This is a genomic window from Methyloceanibacter sp. wino2 (genome assembly GCF_003071365.1).
Lineage (GTDB): Bacteria > Pseudomonadota > Alphaproteobacteria > Rhizobiales > Methyloligellaceae > Methyloceanibacter.
This window is the reverse complement of record NZ_CP028960.1, coordinates 3029603-3049561: the sequence shown is the minus strand read 5'-3', so window position 1 is coordinate 3049561 and position 19959 is coordinate 3029603. Positions and strand designations below refer to the sequence as shown.

The 19959-nt window shown below is 63.4% G+C and carries 16 protein-coding genes; 7 read left to right on the top strand and 9 right to left on the bottom strand.

From position 1 onward, the window contains the following. The first annotated feature begins 78 nt into the window (after window positions 1–78). Entirely contained in the window at window positions 79–936 is an 858-nt protein-coding gene (panC, locus tag DCY11_RS14590) for a pantoate--beta-alanine ligase (protein WP_108683483.1), read from the top strand. Window positions 937–941: 5 nt separating this feature from the next. Here panC and DCY11_RS14585 read toward each other — a convergent pair whose 3' ends face one another. Together DCY11_RS14585 and DCY11_RS14580 are read right to left on the bottom strand one after the other, a co-directional pair. After that, window positions 942–1382, bottom strand: a complete 441-nt coding sequence (locus DCY11_RS14585; protein WP_108683482.1) for a DUF1489 family protein — start codon at window positions 1380–1382, stop codon at window positions 942–944. 14 nt (window positions 1383–1396) lie between these two features. Further along, window positions 1397–2236, bottom strand: coding sequence for a universal stress protein (locus DCY11_RS14580; RefSeq protein ID WP_159080056.1), 840 nt, complete (start codon window positions 2234–2236; stop codon window positions 1397–1399). Window positions 2237–2486: 250 nt separating this feature from the next. Here DCY11_RS14580 and DCY11_RS14575 point away from each other — a divergent pair, with 250 nt between their 5' ends. The 3 genes from DCY11_RS14575 to DCY11_RS14565 all read left to right on the top strand — a co-directional run bounded on the left by DCY11_RS14575 (window position 2487) and on the right by DCY11_RS14565 (window position 4528). Then, window positions 2487–2744: a hypothetical protein gene (locus DCY11_RS14575; protein WP_069444830.1), complete on the top strand. Its 258-nt coding sequence runs from the start codon at window positions 2487–2489 to the stop codon at window positions 2742–2744. Window positions 2745–2832: 88 nt separating this feature from the next. Continuing rightward, window positions 2833–3687, top strand: coding sequence for a DUF692 domain-containing protein (locus DCY11_RS14570; RefSeq protein WP_245409388.1), 855 nt, complete (start codon window positions 2833–2835; stop codon window positions 3685–3687). Window positions 3688–3709: 22 nt separating this feature from the next. Next, on the top strand, window positions 3710–4528 hold the full coding sequence (locus DCY11_RS14565; protein ID WP_108683479.1) for a DNA-binding domain-containing protein: 819 nt from the start codon (window positions 3710–3712) through the stop codon (window positions 4526–4528). On the opposite strand, the gene DCY11_RS15635 is transcribed toward DCY11_RS14565, so the two are convergent. The 5 genes from DCY11_RS15635 to DCY11_RS14545 all read right to left on the bottom strand — a co-directional run bounded on the left by DCY11_RS15635 (window position 4479) and on the right by DCY11_RS14545 (window position 9033). Further along, window positions 4479–5006 carry a YdcF family protein gene (locus DCY11_RS15635; protein ID WP_159080055.1) on the bottom strand — a complete coding sequence of 176 codons (528 nt, stop codon included), beginning with the start codon at window positions 5004–5006 and terminating at the stop codon, window positions 4479–4481. The two genes, DCY11_RS14565 and DCY11_RS15635, sit on opposite strands and share 50 nt — an antisense overlap. Then, on the bottom strand, window positions 5003–5311 hold the full coding sequence (locus DCY11_RS15630; protein ID WP_159080054.1) for a hypothetical protein: 309 nt from the start codon (window positions 5309–5311) through the stop codon (window positions 5003–5005). Before DCY11_RS15630 ends, DCY11_RS15635 begins: the two co-directional genes overlap by 4 nt. A 15-nt stretch (window positions 5312–5326) precedes the next feature. Continuing rightward, complete coding sequence (mgtE, locus tag DCY11_RS14555) at window positions 5327–6694, bottom strand: magnesium transporter (protein ID WP_245409387.1); 1368 nt, start codon at window positions 6692–6694, stop codon at window positions 5327–5329. Window positions 6695–6942: 248 nt separating this feature from the next. Further along, the gene (locus DCY11_RS14550) at window positions 6943–7890 is read right to left on the bottom strand and encodes a hypothetical protein (RefSeq protein WP_108683477.1); all 948 of its coding nucleotides are present in this window, start codon (window positions 7888–7890) and stop codon (window positions 6943–6945) included. A 114-nt stretch (window positions 7891–8004) separates the two neighbouring features. Next, entirely contained in the window at window positions 8005–9033 is a 1029-nt protein-coding gene (locus tag DCY11_RS14545) for a bile acid:sodium symporter family protein (RefSeq protein WP_108683476.1), read from the bottom strand. 317 nt (window positions 9034–9350) lie between these two features. Here DCY11_RS14545 and DCY11_RS14540 point away from each other — a divergent pair, with 317 nt between their 5' ends. Further along, window positions 9351–11306 (top strand): hypothetical protein, encoded by a 1956-nt coding sequence (locus DCY11_RS14540; RefSeq protein ID WP_108683475.1) that lies wholly within the window; start codon window positions 9351–9353, stop codon window positions 11304–11306. Between the two features lie 111 nt (window positions 11307–11417). Beyond that, window positions 11418–12101, top strand: coding sequence for an HAD-IA family hydrolase (locus DCY11_RS14535; protein ID WP_108683474.1), 684 nt, complete (start codon window positions 11418–11420; stop codon window positions 12099–12101). A 77-nt stretch (window positions 12102–12178) separates the two neighbouring features. Here the strand turns inward: DCY11_RS14535 and DCY11_RS14530 are convergent, their stop codons facing one another. Beyond that, complete coding sequence (locus DCY11_RS14530; protein WP_159080053.1) at window positions 12179–14950, bottom strand: TonB-dependent receptor; 2772 nt, start codon at window positions 14948–14950, stop codon at window positions 12179–12181. A 925-nt stretch (window positions 14951–15875) separates the two neighbouring features. Then, window positions 15876–17000, bottom strand: a complete 1125-nt coding sequence (locus tag DCY11_RS14525; RefSeq protein ID WP_108683472.1) for a mechanosensitive ion channel family protein — start codon at window positions 16998–17000, stop codon at window positions 15876–15878. 406 nt (window positions 17001–17406) lie between these two features. On the opposite strand from DCY11_RS14525, the gene DCY11_RS14520 reads away from it, so the two are divergent. Then, on the top strand, window positions 17407–19920 hold the full coding sequence (locus tag DCY11_RS14520; RefSeq protein WP_159080052.1) for a TonB-dependent siderophore receptor: 2514 nt from the start codon (window positions 17407–17409) through the stop codon (window positions 19918–19920). Window positions 19921–19959 lie beyond the last annotated feature (39 nt).

The following is a 19959-nucleotide window of genomic DNA, read 5'->3' as shown; positions in this document are numbered from 1 at the left end:
TTACGGCGAGGCGTTATGGTCGCCCGCCTCGCCGGCAGCGGCGCTTCCTTGAGGCGCACCCGATAGTGAAAGACCCCGATGAGCACCGAAATCGAGATCGTCAGAACCGTCGCGGACTTGCGGGCCCAAGTCGCGGCTTGGCGCGCAAACGGCGAGACGGTGGCTATGGTGCCCACCATGGGCGCGATCCACGAAGGCCACATGTCCCTGGTGCGGCATGCCAAAAGCCTGGCCGATCGCGTGGTGTCGTCGATCTTCGTCAATCCGCTGCAGTTCGGCCCCAGCGAAGACTTCGAGGCCTATCCGCGCGGCGAGGCGCGAGACGCGGAACTTCTGGCAGAAGCCGGAGCGGAACTTCTCTACGCACCCAACGCGCGTGAGATGTACCCGGACGGCTTTTCCACGACCGTTCATGTAGCGGACCTCACCGAGGGGCTGTGCGGCGCGAGCCGGCCCGACCATTTCGACGGCGTCGCCACGGTCGTCGCCAAGCTCCTTCTGCAATGCGGTCCGGATATCGCGATCTTCGGCGAAAAGGACTATCAGCAGCTTCTCGTCATCAAGCGTTTGGTGCGGGACCTGAACATCCCGGTGGAGATCGTGGGCGGCGCCATCGTGCGCGAGAGCGACGGGCTCGCCCTCTCCTCCCGCAACGCCTATCTCTTGGATGCCGAACGCGAGACCGCACCTCTCCTGCGGGCCGCAATCCACCAGGCCGCCCAGCAAATGGCGGCGGGGGACGCCAGCGAAGCCGCGCTGAAGAACGCGCGCGCCGCCCTCGAAGCGGCCGGCTTCCGCGTCGACTATTTGGAAGCGCGCGATCCCCAAACGCTGGCGCCACTGTCGGGCACCGTCTCCTCGGCGCGCATCCTCGTCGCAGCCTTTCTCGGCAAGACGCGCCTCATCGACAACATGTCCGTCCCGCCGCAAGGCTAGCGGCTCTAGTCGATCAGCCGCAGGGCGCGGAGCTCCTCGCGCATGCCCGGGGGCATATCGGCAATGGAGTCCTCCGCCGCAGACAGATCCGGCGGTGCCTCGCCGGCCTCCAAATAGCGCCAGCCCTGGAATGGACGGCGCGGGTTGGGCCGCGTCTCGACGATCTCCGGATCGAGGACGATGCCGCAGCAGGGCGATCCGTCTTCCCGCACGGTCTCCTTCAAGTCGACGATGCGCTGACGCGCCGAAACGAACCCCTTGATGACCCAATAGAGCGAGCCGCCGTCCAAGACCTCGTCTTTCCGGCGCGGCATCTGCTTGGTCTTGTGGCACAGCTCAGGCACCTGCCCTGCTCGCGCCAGATCGTCCAAGCGTCTCGCCTGCCAAATCCGCAGATCCTGGAGCCGGTCTATTCCGACGCAGAGCTTCACGAGGTGAACCGTCATGAGACCCAGGCCGCCTAGTGCGACATGAAGAGGGGAATGTTCGCCTCTTCGAGCATGGTCAATGTCACACCGCCGAGGATGAACTCGCGCCAGCGGGAGTGATGAAACGCGCCCATGACGATCATGTCGGCGGACAAGTCCTTCGCCCGGGTGAGCAAAAGCCGGCCGACATCGCCGCCCTCGTTCATCGGCACCGTGACCGGCTCGGCATCGATGCCGTGGCGGGCGAGATGTGCGACCATGCCGTCCACAGGAAGGCCGTCGTCGCGGGGCTTGGCCTCATTGAGGCCCGTCAGAAGCACGACCCGTTTCGCATCTTTCAGAAACGTTCGGGCATCGCTGAACGCGCGCGCCGCCTCGGCGCTACCGTCCCACGCCACAACGACCGTCTCGACACCGACGGTCTCGCCGGGAGATGCCGGAACAATGAGGACGGGCCGCCCGGAGGCGAACAGGCAACGCTCGACCAACGCATACTGACCGACCAGCGGATCTCCGTCCCTCGGCTGACCGAGGATTGCCAGGTCGGTAAGCCGCGCCGCGGCGGCGAAGTCATGAGGAAACTCGTCGCTGGTCCCATGCATGAGCCGGACGTCGTACGAGACACCCGCCGCATCGGCCGCGGTGCGGAAGCGCGCCAGCGCCTCCTCGCCCTGGGCCCTGACGCCGTCGAGCACACCGCTCATATCGGCAAAGGCGACGTCCGCGCCGTAGAGGGGCATCAGGGCCTGCGGCGCAAGGGCAACCGCCACAAGGTGAGCCCCATGCGCCTTGGCGAGGCCGATCGCCATCAGATCGCGCGCTTTGGACGCGCTCGTCCCGTCGACGTAGACAATGACATCCTTGAAGCTCATCCGGCCCTCCCGTGACGGCCGATGATATCGCTTCGGCGCGCGCGGCCAAGCATACGCTTTATTTTGTCCGCGTTGCGCAGACCTCGCCGCCATCGATAGCCGAAGCGCCGGAACCGAACTCACGCCAGCGTGAAGCAAGTCACAACGCTTTGAAGAGGTGTGACGCATGCGTTCCGGGATTTGAGGCTACCGTCCAACGATGGCGTTCGGCGCCAGAAATTGGGAACACCCACACACTAGGAGAGTATCCATGAAGATGAACCAGAAGTCCGGGACCAAGATTGCCCTTACGGCTGCTGCGCTAATCGTATCCGGCACGCTTGCCACGTCCGCCCTGGCCGCTGGCGGCGAGACCGGAAAGTGCTTCGGCGTGAATGCCTGTAAGGGCCAGAGCGCCTGTAAGACCGCTTCGAACGCCTGCAAGGGCCACAATGCCTGCAAGGGCAAAGGTTTCGTCGTCACGACGGACACCGAGTGCGCCGAACAGGGCGGCGAGTTCAAGAGCTAGCCCCGCCACGGCCGGAGCCGGCCGCGTTTGCGGCCGGCTTCGCCACTTCCTATATGACTATGGGTGCTAAGCACCGTTGGAGATGGCATTGTCCGACCACAAACCACCCTATCTCGGCTTCGGTCTTGGGCTTCGGCCCGAGCACTACGACGAGATTCTGTCCGGCGACCCCAATGTCGACTGGTTCGAGGTCATCTCCGAGAATTACATGATCCCCGGCGGCAAGCCGTTGCGGGTCCTGGACGAGATCGCCGAACGCTATCCGATCGTGATGCACGGCGTGTCCTTGTCGATCGCCTCCACTGCACCGCTCGACATGGAGTATCTGACGGAACTCAAGACGCTGGCCGACCGCGCCGAGCCGAAATGGATTTCCGATCATCTGTGCTGGACGGGCGTACATGGCGTCAACCTGCACGACCTCCTGCCGATTCCGTATACGCAGGAAGCCCTCGAGCATGTGGTCGACCGCGTCAGCCGTGTGCAGGACTTCCTGGGCCGCCGCCTCACCCTGGAGAACGTTTCGAGCTACGTGACCTTCGCGGAGTCCGAGATGAGCGAATGGGATTTCGTGAGCGAGGTCGCCCGCCGAGCCGATTGCTGGCTGCTGTTCGATGTCAACAACGTCTATGTCAGCGCCTGCAATCACGGCTTCTCGACGCGCGACTTCCTGCATGGGGTTCCGCGCGATCGCATCGTGCAGTTTCACCTCGCCGGCCACAGCCACGAAGGCGACCACATCGTCGATACGCACGACCATCCCGTGTGCGACGAAGTTTGGGACTTCTACCGCGAGACGGTCTCTCATTTCGGCCCGGTGTCGACCATGATCGAGCGGGACGACAACATTCCTCCGTTGGCGGAGGTCATTGCCGAGCTCGACATCGCACGCAAGATTGCCCAGGAGGTCGCCGAGGCCAAGAAGGTGATCGCCGCAGAATGACGGCAGTGGTGACGGGATTGTCATGACCAGTCTCAAAGACCTGCAGGCGCGATTCCAGGCCGGCATCGTGGGCGGCGACAACACAGCCCTGAACGATATCAACGACAGCGCGACCGAGGATCGAACTACGCTCTTCAGCGTTTATCGCAATGCCTACGGACTGCGGCTCGCCGAGATCCTCGGCAAAGACTACGAGCTGACGCACACCTATCTCGGCGACGATGCGTTCTCCCGCCTGTCTCATGCCTATATCGCCGCACACCCTTCGGACAAGCGCAATGCGCGCTGGTTCGGCCGCTACCTGCCAGGTTTCGCGCGGACGACGGCGCCGTTTTCCAAGCACAAGGAAGTGGCGGAACTCGCCGCGCTCGAAAAGGCGCTTGCCGACGCCTTCGACGGTCCCGATGCCGCGCCGGTCTCCATCGAAGAACTCGCCGCGATCCCGCCCGACGACTGGGCGGAGCTGGTCTTCACGCCCCACCCGACCGCGCAACGGCTTCGATTCAAGACAAACGCCGCCGATATTTGGATGGCGCTCGACGGCGGCACGACACCTCCCCCGCCGGTGCACCTCGCCGAGCCTCAGAACATTCTCGTTTGGCGGCAGGATCTCACGGCGCGTTTCCGGCCGCTCAGTGCCGAAGAGGCCATGATGTGGGCCGAGGCCACGCGAGGCGTGCGGTTTGGGGTTCTGTGCGAGATGGTCGCGACCTTCGCCGGACCTGAGGAGGCCGAACTACGCGCGGCGACCTATCTCAAGACGTGGCTCGACACAGGCGCGCTTGCTTGCGTCAGCCCTGACTGTCCTCAGTCGGATCTGGTGATGGGAACAGCGCATTAGTGCGGCCCGTCAGCCAATAGGCCACAAGCCCCACCCATTCGCGGGTCGCCGTGTCGACCCGCCGCAAGCCTTCCGAGACCTTGTCGAACGGCTTGGTGAAGTCCTCGGGTCCGCGCGTCCTGTAATCAACCGGCCACGGCTCTACATCGAAGCCGGCCTGGCGGAACGCCCCGATGGACCGGGGCATATGGTATGCTGACGTAATCAGCAGCCAGCGCGTTCCCTGGCTGAAGGCGCCACCTCGGTCCAGCTCCTTCTTCAGGAAGACCGCGTTCTCATAGGTGTCGCGCGCATTGGCTTCCAACACGAGGCGTCCTCTTTCAACGCCTAGACTGGTGAGGATGTCTGCCGCTCCCTGCGCTTCGCTGTCGGATTTATAGAGAATGCCCGCGTCCCCGCCGGAGAAGGCGACTTTGGCATCGGGAAACCGCAGCGCCAGGATCGCCCCTTCCAGCAGCCGTTCGCCGGCCTCGTTCAAGGTCGGCGCTTTGCGGGCGCTGCCGACAAGGCGGTTCTCCGCCCCCCCAATATGATGAACCCTGCCGGTGCAGGCTGTTGATCGAGATCGGCCCGTGGGAAGCGGTCCTCGAGCGGCAGGATCAGCGCATTGCCCAGGGGCGACAGGCCGACCACCAGGAGCAGAACGGCCCCGATCGAGACGAAGCGCCGGCCCCACCGCGCCCAGCCCGTCCAGATCAGGATCGCGCCGTAGCCGATCAAGAGCGCAATGAACGTGGATGGCTGCAGGACGAACCAAACCGCCTTGGCCAAATAGAAGAACATGAAGCCCCCTCGCGCCTAAGCTAACCACAAAGCGGCCAGGCCAAGGAAGGCGAAGAATCCCACAACATCGGTGACGGTCGTGACAAATACGCCGGAAGCAATGGCAGGATCGAGGTCAAGCGCATCGAGCCCGAGGGGGATCAGGATGCCGGCGAGCGCGGCGGCGAACAGATTGACGACCATCGCCACGCCGATGACGACCCCGAGGCCGTCGCTCCCGAACCAGAAATACGCGATCAGAGCCATGATGACGGCGAAGAGCAAGCCGTTGAGCAGACCCACGGCGCATTCGCGCAAAATGACGCGCATGGCATTGGCGGGTCCCAAATCCTGGGTCGCGAGCGCGCGAACCGCGACGGTCATGGTCTGCGTACCCGCATTGCCACCCATGGACGCGACGATGGGCATGAGCACGGCGAGCGCTACCATTTGCTCGATGGTCGCCTCGAAGAAGCTGATGACGATGGAGGCGGCAATGGCGGTGATCAAATTGGCCACGAGCCAAGCAAAGCGTAGCCGCGTCGTCTCCCAGACCGTGTCGACCACGGACTCGCCGCCGACACCACCCATGGCCAAAATGTCTTCCGATGCCTCTTCCTGCACCACTTCGACGATGTCGTCGGCGGTGATGACACCTACGAGACGACCGTCCTCGTCGACCACCGGCGCCGAGTTCAGATTGTAGCGTTCGAACTGGCGCGCCACCTCTTCTTGGTCGGCTTCGACCGGGATCGGATGCATCTCTTCGTCGATAATGGTCTCGACCTCGGTCGGACGTTTGGACCGCAGAATTCTGTTAAGCGCCACACAACCGATCAGGTGATAGGCCGGGTCGACCACGAAGATTTCGTAGAAGCGCTCCGGCAGATCGTCCGCCTCGCGCATGTAGTCGATGGTCTGACCGACGGACCAGAACGGCGGCACGGCGATCAGATCGGTCTGCATCATGCGGCCGGCGGAGTCTTCCGGATATTCCAGGCTCCGCTGCAGAGCGATGCGCTCGAAATAGGGAAGCTTGGAGAGGATGTCCTCCCGATCCTTCCGATCGAGATCCTCGAGCAGGTAGACCGCTTCGTCGGAATCAAGCTCCTGCAGTGCCTCCGCCACCTGCTCCGGCGGCATCTCCTCGAGAACCTGGTCGCGCACCGCCTCGTCGAGCTCGGGCAAAGCCGCGGCCTTGAAGTCTGCGCCGAGCGCCTCAATGAGGCGCGCACGGTCGTCCTGACGCAAGATTTCGAGAAGATCGGCAAGGTCGGCTTCGTGCAGATCGAGCGTCAGCTCGCGCGCACGGGAAACGTCCCCCTCCTCCAGCGCGTCGGCGACCGCATGGAGGAACTCGGGACGGACATCCCCTTCCTCGTCGCGTAAAGGAAAATCGCTCAACGCGTCCTGCATAAACCGCCCAATCTCAGGAATTTTTAGACATCGACCCGGGGAAGAACCGGCTGAAACGGGCCCCGCAGCCCGCAACGCCGATTCGACCGCTACCGGCCCGCCTGTGATATCAGCCCAGCCGCCCGCTGCCTACGGAAGAGGGCAATATCGGCAATCTAGGGGGGCACGCTGCGCGTGCGAGACTCGGAAAATCGAGACTTCGACGCGAGGAACACCGAAAAGCGTGTGCGCCCCGCTCAGTCGTTCCCGGGTCCGAGGACCGGCGCGGGCGCGGTGATCTCGAACGTCGCGCCCCCTTCCTCGGCCACAACCAACTCGATGCAATTGCCGGGACCGTCCGTGATCATCCAGGCATGAGTCTCGAACGTTGGCACGACGACCGTCTCGCCCTGATTGATCCCCGTGTGGTCGACAGGCGTGCCGTCGGTATCGATCCACACAAGGCCGCGATAGCCGTCTGCCTTGTTGACGAAGGTGATCTCCGCCGAGACCTCCGAGCGCTCGGATTTGATCGTGCCGAACCTGTCGCACGACACCGCATCCACCTTGGGGCTCACGGGCCCACGCGGCGCCTGCGATGCCAAATCGTCTATCGCGGCGGCGATCGCGGATCCGGCCGTTTGGGCACTTGGATCCCCCGCCGCGGCCTCGTCTTGAGCGTCCGGCCACGCCCCGCCGCTGCAGGCGGCCGTGAACTTCCGCAGCGCGTTGGCGGCACCTGTCAGATGCAGCTCCTGCTTTTCCCCACCCGCGATGCCATAGGTTAGGAGGTCGTCGTTTGCCATGGCTTCCCACAGAGGCGCCGTGGCACTCAGTACGGCCCGAAGTCCGGACACGCCGACTTCGGCGTCCTTGCCATAGGCCTTGGCGGGCACTTCTTCGGCGAGATCTCCAACCGAAAGCGACAGAACCACGTCCTGGTTTTCGTCAAGGTCGACCGTGTCGTACCAGAAGATCGCACGCGGCGTTGCGCCGTCCGCCCCGCCGCACATCGCCTCGAAGGCAACCGCATCCGTTTCGGGAATGCCATAGGTCAGGATCACGGTCTCCGCGTGCTCCGGGACATCGCTGTCGTATCTGTCGACCCGCCACGCCATCTCCTCTTCCGCAGCGGCGCTCGCGGACGCAAAGACGCCCAAGGTCAGAGCGAGCCCGACAGCATGACATGGGCGGAGGAATAGCATTCGAGAATTCTCCAAGGACAAGACCGCGCCGACCCTATCTCAAACGCCATTGTCCGGCATCCGCTAAACCCGCATCCGCTCTAGGGGGAAGCTGAAGAGACGCTAGGCCGCGACCTAGGGGAACGGCGCCTCGACCTGCCGGCCCCGCCGTTTGCGCCCACGGAGCGACGCCGACGACCCGGCGATCAGCGCAAAGCCGCTGAAAAACAGGACGACAAAGATACAGCCGTCACGCGCGGCAATGATCGGATTGAAGGCTTGATGGGTAACGGCTTGACCGTTGATCTCCTGGCCCTCCCCGCCCGACAGCATCTCGTTCGGGAACATGGACGTTACGACCAGCAAGGCCAGCAAGCCGTTCTTCACGACGACTTCGATGACGATGGCCAGCGCGTCGCGCTCAACCATGCCGCAGGCGAAAGCGCAGAGCCGCGTCAGAAGCAGCGCGCCGAGACCGAAGACGGCGACAATGGCCGGTCCCAACCAACCGTAGGGGCCGAACTGCAGCCGCCCGGCACCGAGCGAGCCGATGATGATCAACGCCAGCATGGCGAGGCTCGCCCGCACCATGACCTTCGTGAACCGGATCTGTTGCTTGGAATGGGTCAAGCGCCGGATGACCATGCCAACGAGCAGCGGCACGATCAGAAACAGACCGATATCCAGCATGATCTGCAGCTTGTCGATGCTGAACTCGCCGGGCACTTGAACGTTCACAAGCGCCGCCAGAACGATCGGCGTGGCAAAGAGGCAGATGAGCGTCGTGATGGCCGTCAACGAGACGGACAGTGCGACGTTGCCGTTGCCGATGAAGGTGAGCAGGTTCGAGAGCGAACCGCCGGGCATCGCCGCGATCAACGCGATCCCCGTGGCAATACCGATGGCGCCCGCCATCGACAAGCCGCCGAAGCCCTCCGGAAACAGGCTGATGGCGAACATGGTCAGCCCCGCCCAGATGGGGACGAGGATGAGCTGCGCGATCAGCCCGACTGCAAGACCGCGCCAGGCAGCAAGCGTGTTCGCGAAGTCGCGAACCGTCAGCGTCGCCCCCATGCCGAGCATGGAAAAGGTGACCATCGTCGCCGAAAGGATGCGCTCGTACTGTCCGAAATTTGCGAAGAAGGAAAGCGGTTGGTCGATCATCGGGAGCGGAGCCTAGGCTAGTCCGGACAGAACCGGCAAGAACGGCAGGAGGGGTCGGGAGGCAGCGGAACGTTTGATTTGATTCGGAAGGAAGCCGCAAGTGGCCCCCAGACGCGGGCCGCTGCCGGCGCCTCGCCCCCGATTTCCCCAAAATTCACATGGGCAATTCGCCCGCAAATAGGGCCTCATCACGGCGGGAACGCCGTGGACTGAACGACCCTGGGTTCTACCGCGCGGAATACGTGTATTTGAGGTTTTTCCACGCGCGATTTCGCGGTACCCTTAGGGATCGGCTGGGGAGTCGTAACGGGGGTTCCATGCTGCCTGTACGCCAGTCCAGTGTACGCCCTGCGGTCACGTCTTTTCTGATCGCTCTCACCCTGGTTGCTTTCCTGCGCCAGCAGGCAAGCGCCGAGGAAGCTGCTGCCTGCGACGAATTCGGGCTCGCGTTCCTATCATCGCCGATCTCGCCCTGGAAAGGTGCGCCTTTGCGCGTCATCGTGGCGGCCGAGAAGCCTCTCGCCGGCGAACTCGCGCTCATCGGTCCTTCGGGAAAGGTCATTGCTCAATCGTCCGACATGCAGGTCGGACCGCCCTATTTCTGGACCGCCGAAGTCGCCTCCCCCGAGGCCGGCGCCTGGCAGGCCAAGCTCATACGGCAAGAGGCGGCCGCGAACTGCCGCGATGTCACGCACGACATCGCGGTCGCAGCCAAACGGCCGCGCGGGGCAAGCGGCGGCAAGAACGTCTGGCCGATACGCGACGCATGGGACCGCTCGACGGAAAACCTCTATTCGGCTTGGATCCAGAAGCTCTTCGACGCTCCGGTCGAGGAGGAGCTGTCCTGGAAAGCCATGGGCGAGGTTCTGCACGACGACCAGCGGAACATGTTGTTCAACCATCTTGGCCTGAACGAAGATCAGACGCGCGCGAGGATTCGGCCCGACTGCGCCGACCTCCCTTATTTCCTCCGGGCCTATTTCGCTTTCAAGATGGGGCTGCCCTTCGGCTATGCGCAATGCACGCGCGGCGACGGCGGACGGCCGCCGCGGTGCACGAAATGGTGGAACATCGCCGACGAACAGCCGTCGAGTGTTGTCGTCACCCAAGGCAGCCGCAAGGCAAGGTCGAACGGTCTCTTCGGAGGCGGGTCGGCCTCCGCATCGCAGGTGCGCTACACCGTGCCGCAACGGCCGAAAGGTCTTGTGCCGGGCTTCCAGCACTACTTGGTGAGATCGATTGCGGACGGCGTGCATTCGGGCAACGGCCGTACAGCCGCCGACGACGACAATACGGATTTCTATCCCGTACCGCTGACCCGCGACGCCTTGCGTCCCGGCACGATCTACGCCGATCCTTACGGGCATATCCTCATGCTGGTGAAGCGCGTACCGCAGACCGATGACAGCGCCGGCGTCTTCCTCGCCGTCGACGGACAACCAGACGGGACGGTCGCACGCAAACGTTTCTGGCGCGGCAACTTCCTATTTGCGCAGGACCCCGCGCTCGGTGGTCCCGGCTTCAAACGCATCCGACCCATCGAGCGGAGAAGCAACGGCACGCTGCGGCGGTTGACCAACGCCGAAATCAAGGAGAACCCGGACTACGGCGACTTCTCTCTCCAGCAGTCGACCATCGACGTTGAAACCTTCTATGACCGCATGGACGACGTGATGTCGCCTGCGCCGCTCGATCCGGTGAAGGCCATGACGGCAGCTGTCACGGCGCTCGAAGAACAGGTGAATGCGCGCGTCAATTCTGTCGAGAATGGGCGCGAGTTTCTCGCCGGCAACCGCGGGACAGTGGCGATGCCGAACGGCCCTTCAATCTTCGAAACCTCCGGCCCCTGGGAAAACTTCGCGACGCCATCCCGCGACTTGCGGCTCTTGATCGCCATGGATGTCGTACGGAAGTATCCGGAGCGCGTCGCAAGGCGCCCGGACCGCTACGCCATGCCGCCAGGCAAGACGCCCGAAGAGGTGAAGGCGGAGCTCGAGGAAACGCTTCTGACCGAACTCAGCAAGCGCAAGTTCTCCTACAAGCGCAGTGACGGTTCGTCGTGGACCCTCTCGCTCGACGATCTCCTCGTCCGCATCAACGACCTCGAGATGGCCTACAACATCAACGATTGCGCCGAGATGCGCTGGGGCGCGCTCGAAGGCAGCGAGGAAGCAAAGACCTGCAAGCGCCGCGCGCCCGCCTCGCAGCGCCGCATCATGGCGACCGACTACCGGCCCTGGTTCGACGAACGCCGGCGCCCGCCGCGCGGCTGAGGCGCAGCTAGGGTACTTGGCCCCTTCCCCTGAAAGTGACGTCCGTGTCTGCCGCATGGTGTAAAGACACCAACTGGGAAACGATGATCTTTGGCGCGTTGGAGGCTGCACGTGGCACGCGACACCATCCTGTTCGACATCAACGAGACGGTTCTCGATCTTGCGCCCCTCAGGCCGAAATTCGAACGCGCGCTCGGAGACGCTACCGTCGCCTCCACATGGTTTGCCATGCTGCTGCACGCCTCCACCGTCTGCGCGCTCACGGGCGTGAAGACAGGTTTCGCGGAACTAGCCGGACTGACGCTGGACAGGCTTGCTTCGCTTCACGGCCGCACACTGTCCGGCGAAGACCGCGGCGACATCCTCGACAGCTTCGCGAGCCTTGCCCCGCATGACGACGTTAGGCCCGCCGTGGAGGTCTTGCGCGACCACGGCTACCGCACGGTCGCGTTTTCGAATTCCTCGCTCAATCTCGTGACCAAGCAGATTGCCAATTCCGGCCTCGGCGGGAATTTCGATGTCGCACTCTCGGTCGAGGAAACCGGCAGCTTCAAGCCGGACGCCAAGGTCTACGAATTCGCCGCCGCGCGTCTCGATCGCCCCATCGGCGATTTACGCCTGATCGCTGCGCATGACTGGGACACCCATGGCGCCCTCAGCGCCGGCATGCAGGCGGCCTATCTCGACCGTACCGGCGCCCCCTACAACCCGCTCTTCAGGCGGCCTGAAATTTCGGCCGCGACCATGGTCAACTTGGCCGATCGGATCATCGCGGCGGATGCAGCGAGCATCTAGCGTTCAAAAAAGGCGTCCGATGCCCGCTCGAAATATCGAGCGGACACCGGACTATCTGCTGAGTGCGGGAGAAGCCTCTACCAGAACTTCACCTTCACGCCACCATAGGCGACCGTCGGAGGCCCGGGTGTGATCGTGCGCGAGTTGGAGAAGAACTCGTCGCCCAGCTGGGGATCCGCCCCTGCCGCCGAGTTGCCCGCCTCCAGATTGAAGAACGTGCCGAACACGCCGTACTCCTCGTCGAACACGTTGTTCACGAGGCCGAAGATCTGGATGCGCGGCGTGATGTCGTAGCTGGTATGGAGATTCACGGTCCAGTACCCGCCCAGAGGCTCGTTCAGGTTCGAGTCGTCCTGGAAGAAGTACTGATTGCTGACCGCAAGCAGATCGCCGCCGAATTTCCACTTCGGTGTGATCCAGTAGTCGGCGCCGGCCTTGAACCGGTGCTGCGGGATGCCCGGAATACGATCCCCGGGACGGACGTTGATACAGCGGATTTCTTCTTCCTCGCCTTCTTCGCCGTCCTCGTCGTCGCCGCCACCGCCGCGCTCCACGCATTCACCCGCACGCGGATTGTCCGGCGCTGCGAGTTCCAGCGGGCTGTCATAGGTCGCGTCGATGAAGGCATAGTTCGCATAGGTGAACAGGCGTTCGTTGGTGTAGGCGATGCTGGCCTCGATGCCTTGGCGCAGCGTATCGCCGCCATTCTCGAACACGCCGCGTCCCGCGATCGGCGAGTACACGGTGATGATGTCATCCGTGTTGAGGGTCCTGAACAGGCCCGCGCTCCATTGCAGAGCCTCACGGCCTCTCTTGTGCTCGCCACGGATACCAAACTCCCACGTGTGCGACACAACCTGGTCCAGAGGCGGATCGGCGACAAGGAAGCTCTCGATCAGACAAGGGTTGTTCGGATCCGAGCAAGCGAGCTCGGACGCCACCGGAGCACGGTTCGCTTCCGAGTAACCGCCGTAGAGCGACAGATCGTCGTTGAGCTGGTAGGTGGCGCCGATAGCCGGGTTGAAGCGGCTAAACTCGCTGGTTCCGTCCAGCTCGGGCGCATTGCCGCTCAGATCCTTGATCTCGATCTGGGCATAGTTCCAGCGGCCACCGGCCGTGACCGCCAGTTTCTCCGTGACGTTGAACGTGTCGGAGAAATAGAGCCCGACATATTCGTTCTCCGTGCCGAGTTCCTTGAACTCGACTTCGGTGGGAGCGGACAGAACAAGCCCGTTGCCCTCGACGACGAAGCGCGGCTTGAAGAAACCGAGCTCGCTCGATGCGCCGTAGGTAACGTCACCCTTGTCGTAGCTCGCGCCGATCAGGAACTGATTCTGACGGTTGAACAGGTCGTCGGTATTCACCATCTGGAGCGAGCCGCCCCAGCTGTCCGCTGTCTGACCGGTACGGTCGATCGAGCCGATGGGCATGCGCAGATCGTCGAACACGATTGGGTTGCCCGTCTGGTCGAGCGCCAGCTCGTCCTCGATACACAGGAACCGCTCGATGGCCTCGTCGCCTTCGCATTCCGCGGCCTCCGAGATATTGCCGTCGTCATGGCTCTGCTTAAAGTAGCGGTAATACGCGACACCGGTCAGGGCTGTCGTCTCGTTGAGTTTCGCCGTCGCGTTCAAGGACGGCATCAGCATCTCGTTCTTCGTCGTTTGCGGCGACGTGAACGTCCGCTCGCGATCGAGGTTGAGAAGCTGAATCGGCACGGAAGCCGTGACACCCACGAAGTTGTCCGCACCCGTCAAGCTTGCGTGCACGTCGAAGACATCGTTGCGGTAGCCGAGGTCGAGATACATGCGGCGGATCTCGGACTCGGAGAAATCGCGATAGCCGTTGTCGGTGATGCGCTCACCGCCGAAATAGACGCCCCAGTTCCCACTCTTCAGACCGGCCTGGACGTCACCCTCCATGCGCCCGAACGAGCCTGCGGAGAAGATCGCCTCGCCGCCCTGATAGGTGAAACCGTTCTTCATGTTGACGACGATGGCACCACCGAGAGCGTTCAGGCCGTAGACCGGATTGCCGCTGACTACGGCGACATCCCCGATGGCGATTTCCGGCAGGAAGTCCCAGTTCACATTGTCGCCGAAGGATTCGTTGATGCGAACGCCGTTCTGGTACACCGCCAGGCCCTGGGGCACGCCGTTCACGGGCGAGACCTCGAAACCCCGATATTGGATGTTGGTCTGGAACTCGTTGCCCTGGAGGTCGCCGATGATGACACCAGGGACACGCTGCTGAAGGATCTCCTGGAAGGTGTCGACATACCCCTCACGGGCGAAGTCGCTGCCCGTCAGGATCGTGACACCGCCGGGCACTTTCGCGAGCGGCAGGTCGGCGCCGGGTACCGGCGACATGGGAACGCCGGTGTTCGACGTCATCACGCTGCCATCCGTCTCGGCCCCGATCGGCGCGATCCGATCCGTGAAGGTCTGCTCGGCGACCGGAGCGGGAGGCGCGCGGCGGGGCGCTGCGGCAGGGGCTGCCGGCGGCGGCGCGCGGCGCGCGACAGGCCGGGGCGTCGATTTGGGAACGGACTCGGGCGCTTCAACCGGCTTCGGCTTCGGCTGCACCACTTCGATGGCAGGCACCTCTTCGCCAACCTCGCCGTCGGCGCTTTCGGTGGCGCCCCCCGCTGCTTGAGCATCGTCTGCAGTTTCAGCACCCGTCGGCTCTGCCGTGGACGTCGCAGGCGTTCCCGACGTGTCGCCGTTCGACGACGCGGCGGCTTCAGAGGACGAACCACTGTCCCCTCCGTCCGTCTGGGCGAATGCCGTACCCGATCCCCACATGACCGCGACAACCGCGAGCCCCTTCAGCAAAGTACGAAGTGTCATGATGTCCCCCACCGTTCTAACTTCATTGAAAATGGCGTGCTGACGCGCACGAGATGACATTGGCGCTCGGAAGCGCACGCAAAAGCGCGCGCGAGCGGCCGCGAAAGACTGTCGGAGCTTGAGAGGAAGAGATGCTTGGGCGGAGACCGGCGCCGACTGGCGTCTTGGGCCGCCGCACTCCGGATCGAGGGAGCGCTTGGAAGAAGAGAGGCAGTGGGATGAGCGCTGAGGAGCGGCTCTAGCGATAGCTTGGCGTCGGACCCGATACGCCTGCCCAGCGCTTTGGCCCGTACATGGAGGTCCGTGAGTCCGGCCACGGTCCATCGAATTCCGGCCCGGTCCTGTGGAGGCGGAACGGGAGGAGCCCCGGCGTTATGCGGATGCCAACGATGCGCGAGCGTCCGTCCAGGACGCATCTCCTGGTTGGAGCACCGCGCCACGGTGCCGACGGCGCAAAGCTCTTCGGTCTCGTTGTCGTTGTCGGAGGCCTGGCTGCTGCTCGATAGCAGCGCCAGCGCGTCTTCAAGGGAATTCTCTTCGGGGGCGGCCAATTCGGCCACGGCAAAAACGGCGGCGTCGGAAGCCCCCGGTCCGTCCGTAGTGTCCACACTTGCGCCGCCCGTTCCCAGAAGGAACAAGGCCAACGCAAACGCGCTTATGATGACGCGAAAAGTCACGTCAGCGCCCCCCAACATAGTCAACGGCCCGTTGTTCGGACTCGATTAACCAATCCCTTGATTCATCATAGGCTTCTCCGCGACAAAATATCTACCCAATGACCAGCCCATGTGCGGCAAGTCTGGCGTGAAGATGTGGCATAGAAAATTGCCAAGTTGCCCGTGCCCCCCCTGAGCCCGGTCCAAATGCCACCCGAGGGCACGAGCCGGCGGCTCCTATTGGGGAGAAGCCCCTTTCCGGAGGACCCCTAGGACGACAGCACGTCCTCCAGCGCGGCCCCGCGCCCGGCCCCCGGCCGCGGCTCATCCATGAGGGCACGGATGCGTGGAAGCGCCTCCGGATGCTCGGCGCGCAACCACTCCAGCATCTGCTCGCGAATCTCACAGCGGAGGTCCCAGGCGGTCGGCGAGTTCCGGGCGCTCATCAAGGCCCGCACGGTGATGGTCGAGACGCCGGACTCGACGACCTGAAGGTTCGAAACCTTCCCGTCCCACAGCTTGTTCGCATAGAGCAGCTCTTCGAGTTTCGTGCGCATCTCGGCGATGGGGGCGCGGTAGTCGAGATGCCAAAGCACAACGCCGAGGATGGCCGCGCTCTCCCGCGTCCAGTTCTCGAAAGGCTGCTCGATGAAGCGGGACAGCGGCACGATCAGCCGGCGCTGATCCCAGATGCGGATCACCACATAAGTCGTGGTGATTTCCTCGACCCACCCCCATTCTCCTTCGACGATGAGTACGTCGTCGATACGGATCGGCTGGGTAAGCGCGATCTGCATCCCGGCGATCAGATTGGTGAGGATCGGCCGGGCGGCAAAGCCGAGCACGAGGCCTGCGACGCCCGCGGACGCGAACAGACTGACGCCGAACGAACGCACAGCAGGAAAGATCATGAGGCTCGTGCCGAGTGTCAGCAGGAACACGCCGACGAGCGAAGTTCGCCGCAGGATATTGATCTGCGTATGGATGCGACGGGCCGTGAGATTGTCCTCGACGCCGATGTCGTGGCGACGGGCAACACGCCTGGCCGTGGCGTTGATGGCGATGGCCGCGCTCCAGCCGAGCAGCACCACGACCCCGACCTTCAAGACCTGCCGTGTAGCCTCCGCGAACTCGGCGTTGAACTCCGCAGCCGGCAGCGCCAGGACTAACGCCAAGAGCACCATCGCAAGGCGCGTCGGGCCACTGATCCGCTTGAGAATCGAACTCGCAATGCTGTCGCGCTTGATCAGGCGGCGGAGCACAAACATCGCCACGGCATGCAATGCTACGGCGATCGCGACAGCGCCCGCGAGCAGGAGCAGGATGGAAAGTTCCCCGTTTCCGGTAATGGAGCGCAGCCGCGCATAGGTGTCGATGGCAAGGTCATCGTTCATTCGGCGTGCTCCTTACGTTTGCGTGTTCCTTTCAAGAGTCCCCTTCTGCTTGCGTCCTTTCGCTAATGCCGCGAACAGCTTAACGCATCCGGAGGGCAGTACAGAACCGCCCCTGCGTTGATCCGCCGCGCCGGGTGAAGGCGCGGGAAACGGCCCCCGGGGGCACGACGCAAACATCATCTGTCTTCCGGACGCATGAGGCGCCAGCCCTATGACCAAACGTGAGCCGGCGCCGATCGATCTCCAACATGCATGACATGCATGTCGAACCTTTAGAACAATGCACTCCATGCGTACCTGCGAGTACGGCTATGCTGGGCCGGCCGTGCGACCAGCGCGGCTGGGGGAAGAGTTCCGCGTCAGACGGAGCGCACCCTCGGGGGTATGTCAGACTGAGGGGATTATCATGGAACTCCGTGACAGCGGCGCCGCGACACCTGTGCGCGTCCCAAGCTATCTTTCCGTATCCAAATCAAGGCTCCTGGCGCTTTCCGCGTCCGCGGCGTTCATGCTCCTTCCAGGCGAGATGGTGCGAGCCCAAGAAGGTGCCGCCGGGGCAGCGGAAGGAAATGCGGAGATATCCACCACGGCCGGCACCAACAGCGAAGCCGGCGCAGGCGCTGCCGGTCCGGATCCGGAGAGCACACCGGACGGGGCTACGGACGCGTCCGCCATCGAGACTTCCGTGCCGCCGGTGGTGATCGAGCAGCAAGCAGATCCCGAGCCGGCTGCAACGGCGGTAGCCGCAGAGCCTGAGCCGAACCCCACTCCCTACTCCCGCCCCGAGCCGCGCAGGCGAGCCGGCACCGCACAGCCGGCGCCATCAACCACCGCAGCGCCTTCGTCAACCGCAGATGGCGACTTCGCCTCGCAGGAAGCCATCGAGGAGGCAATCTTCGATCTTCCCGTCGATGGCGACACGCTCAATCGCGGCTCGTCCGGCGTCGACGGCTACTTCGCTTCCGGTACGTCCTCGGCGACGAAGACCAATACGCTGATCATGAACATCCCCGGAACCGTCTCCATCATCCCGGAGGAGCTCGCCGAGGACCAGGGGGCCAACACGCTCGGCCAGGCCCTCCTCTACGTTCCCGGCATCGCCGTCCAGCAGGGCGAGGGACACCGGGACCAGCTCACGTTCCGCGGCCAGGAGACGACGGCCGATTTCTTCGTGGACGGGGTGCGTGACGACATCGAGACCTTCCGCGATCTGTACAACGTCCAGACCATCGAAGTGCTCAAGGGTCCCAACGCCATGATCTTCGGCCGGGGCGGCGGCGGCGGCGTCATCAATCGCGTGACGAAGCGCGCCGACGGCATTCCCATCTACGAAGCCACCCTCCAGCTCGGAAGCTGGGGCCGCGCCCGCGGCACGGCGGATGTCGGTCAGGCGATCTCTCCGAACGCCGCGTTCCGCCTGAACGCCATGTACGAGGATTCCGAGACGTTCCGCGATTTCTCCTGGCTGGAGCGCTACGGCATCAATCCGACCTTGGGCTTCAAGCTCGGGGAGCGCACGACCCTGCATTTCAGCTACGAATACAAGACGCACGATCAGAATGTCGATCGTGGCGGGCCTTCGATCGCTGGCGTGCCGTTCGAGTACCCCATTGAGACCTATTTCGGTCAGCCGAATGCGAGCTTCACGAACTTCGACGGCCACGTGGCAACGGCAACGCTGGAGCACGAGACCAAGGGCGGCGTGCAGATGCGTAACCACACCTTCTTCGCCGACTACGACAAGCTCTACCAGAACATCTTCGCATCATCGCCGGTCAACGGACCGGGTCCGGGCCTCGTCGAACTCAACGGCTATCAGAACTCCGAAGCCCGACAGAACTTCGTGAATCAGACCGACTTCTCCTACTCGTTCGCGCATGGAGAGCACTTCCGGCACACATTGGTGGGCGGTTTTGAGTTCGGCGTCCAAAGCAACGACGCATTCCGCAATCTGCCGGTCTTCGGTTCTCCGGGTTCCGACATCTTCACGGTCAACGTGCCGGCAGCGAACCCGACGATCTTCAAGAGGACGCGCTACGACATCCCGAACCGGCGCCGCTTCACCGATCTCGACACCACGAGCGCCTTCATCCAGGACCAGTTCGAGATCACACGCTATTTCGAGTTGATCGGCGGCATTCGCTTCGACCGTTTCGATGTGAGCTTCGAGGATGGGCTCAACGACTTCCGGACGTCGCGGGTCGACGACGAGTGGTCGCCGCGCGTGGGCGGCGTTCTCAAGCCTTGGGAGAACTTCCATCTCTACGCGAGCTACGCGCGATCGTTCCTGCCCGCCAACGGCGACAATTTCGGCGCGCTCAGCGTCACGGCTTCCGAACTCGAGCCCGAAACCTTCGAGAACTACGAGACGGGCTTCAAGTGGACCATCCAGCCGCGCCTGCTGCTGCAAGGCGCGATCTACCAGCTCGATCGCGACAATCAGGCCGTTACCATCGGCCCCGACACGTTTGCGCGCGGTCTCACCCGGACACGCGGCCAGGAGATCGAGATCAGCGGTTACGTGACGGACAAGTGGCAAGTGTTCGGCGGCTATGCGCATACGGAATCGGAAATACTCTATGCGGGTGACGACGTGGCATTGGTCGGAAACTCCGTCGAGTCCGTGCCCGTCGACACCTTCTCCCTATGGAACAAATATCAGCTCACGGAGAAATGGGGCTTTGGCCTTGGTGTCATCCATCAGGCCGGTTGGTTCGCCGAAGCGGACAATGCGGTCAAGGTGCCCGGCTACACCCGCGTCGACGGCGCCGTCTACTACGACCTCAACGAGCACTGGTCCGCGCAGGTCAATGTCGAGAACATGTTCAACACGGAGTACTGGATCTCGTCACACAACAACAACAATATCTCGTACGGCGCCCCCACCCAGGCCTTCGCAACCATGAAGGCAAGATGGTAGGCGGACGGTTCCGGCGCCGGCAGAACTGATCGCGAACGC

Excerpts from the sequence above, each read along its gene's own strand:
- DCY11_RS14520 (WP_159080052.1), top strand. The coding sequence starts at position 17,407 with ATGGAACTCCGTGACAGCGGCGCCGCGACACCTGTGCGCGTCCCAAGC.
- DCY11_RS14530 (WP_159080053.1), bottom strand. The coding sequence starts at position 14,950 with ATGACACTTCGTACTTTGCTGAAGGGGCTCGCGGTTGTCGCGGTCATG.
- DCY11_RS14585 (WP_108683482.1), bottom strand. The coding sequence starts at position 1,382 with ATGACGGTTCACCTCGTGAAGCTCTGCGTCGGAATAGACCGGCTCCAG.
- DCY11_RS14565 (WP_108683479.1), top strand. The coding sequence starts at position 3,710 with ATGACCAGTCTCAAAGACCTGCAGGCGCGATTCCAGGCCGGCATCGTG.
- DCY11_RS14550 (WP_108683477.1), bottom strand. The coding sequence starts at position 7,890 with ATGCTATTCCTCCGCCCATGTCATGCTGTCGGGCTCGCTCTGACCTTG.
- DCY11_RS14575 (WP_069444830.1), top strand. The coding sequence starts at position 2,487 with ATGAAGATGAACCAGAAGTCCGGGACCAAGATTGCCCTTACGGCTGCT.
- DCY11_RS14525 (WP_108683472.1), bottom strand. The coding sequence starts at position 17,000 with ATGAACGATGACCTTGCCATCGACACCTATGCGCGGCTGCGCTCCATT.
- DCY11_RS14540 (WP_108683475.1), top strand. The coding sequence starts at position 9,351 with ATGCTGCCTGTACGCCAGTCCAGTGTACGCCCTGCGGTCACGTCTTTT.
- DCY11_RS14545 (WP_108683476.1), bottom strand. The coding sequence starts at position 9,033 with ATGATCGACCAACCGCTTTCCTTCTTCGCAAATTTCGGACAGTACGAG.
- panC (WP_108683483.1), top strand. The coding sequence starts at position 79 with ATGAGCACCGAAATCGAGATCGTCAGAACCGTCGCGGACTTGCGGGCC.
- DCY11_RS14580 (WP_159080056.1), bottom strand. The coding sequence starts at position 2,236 with ATGAGCTTCAAGGATGTCATTGTCTACGTCGACGGGACGAGCGCGTCC.
- DCY11_RS15630 (WP_159080054.1), bottom strand. The coding sequence starts at position 5,311 with ATGTTCTTCTATTTGGCCAAGGCGGTTTGGTTCGTCCTGCAGCCATCC.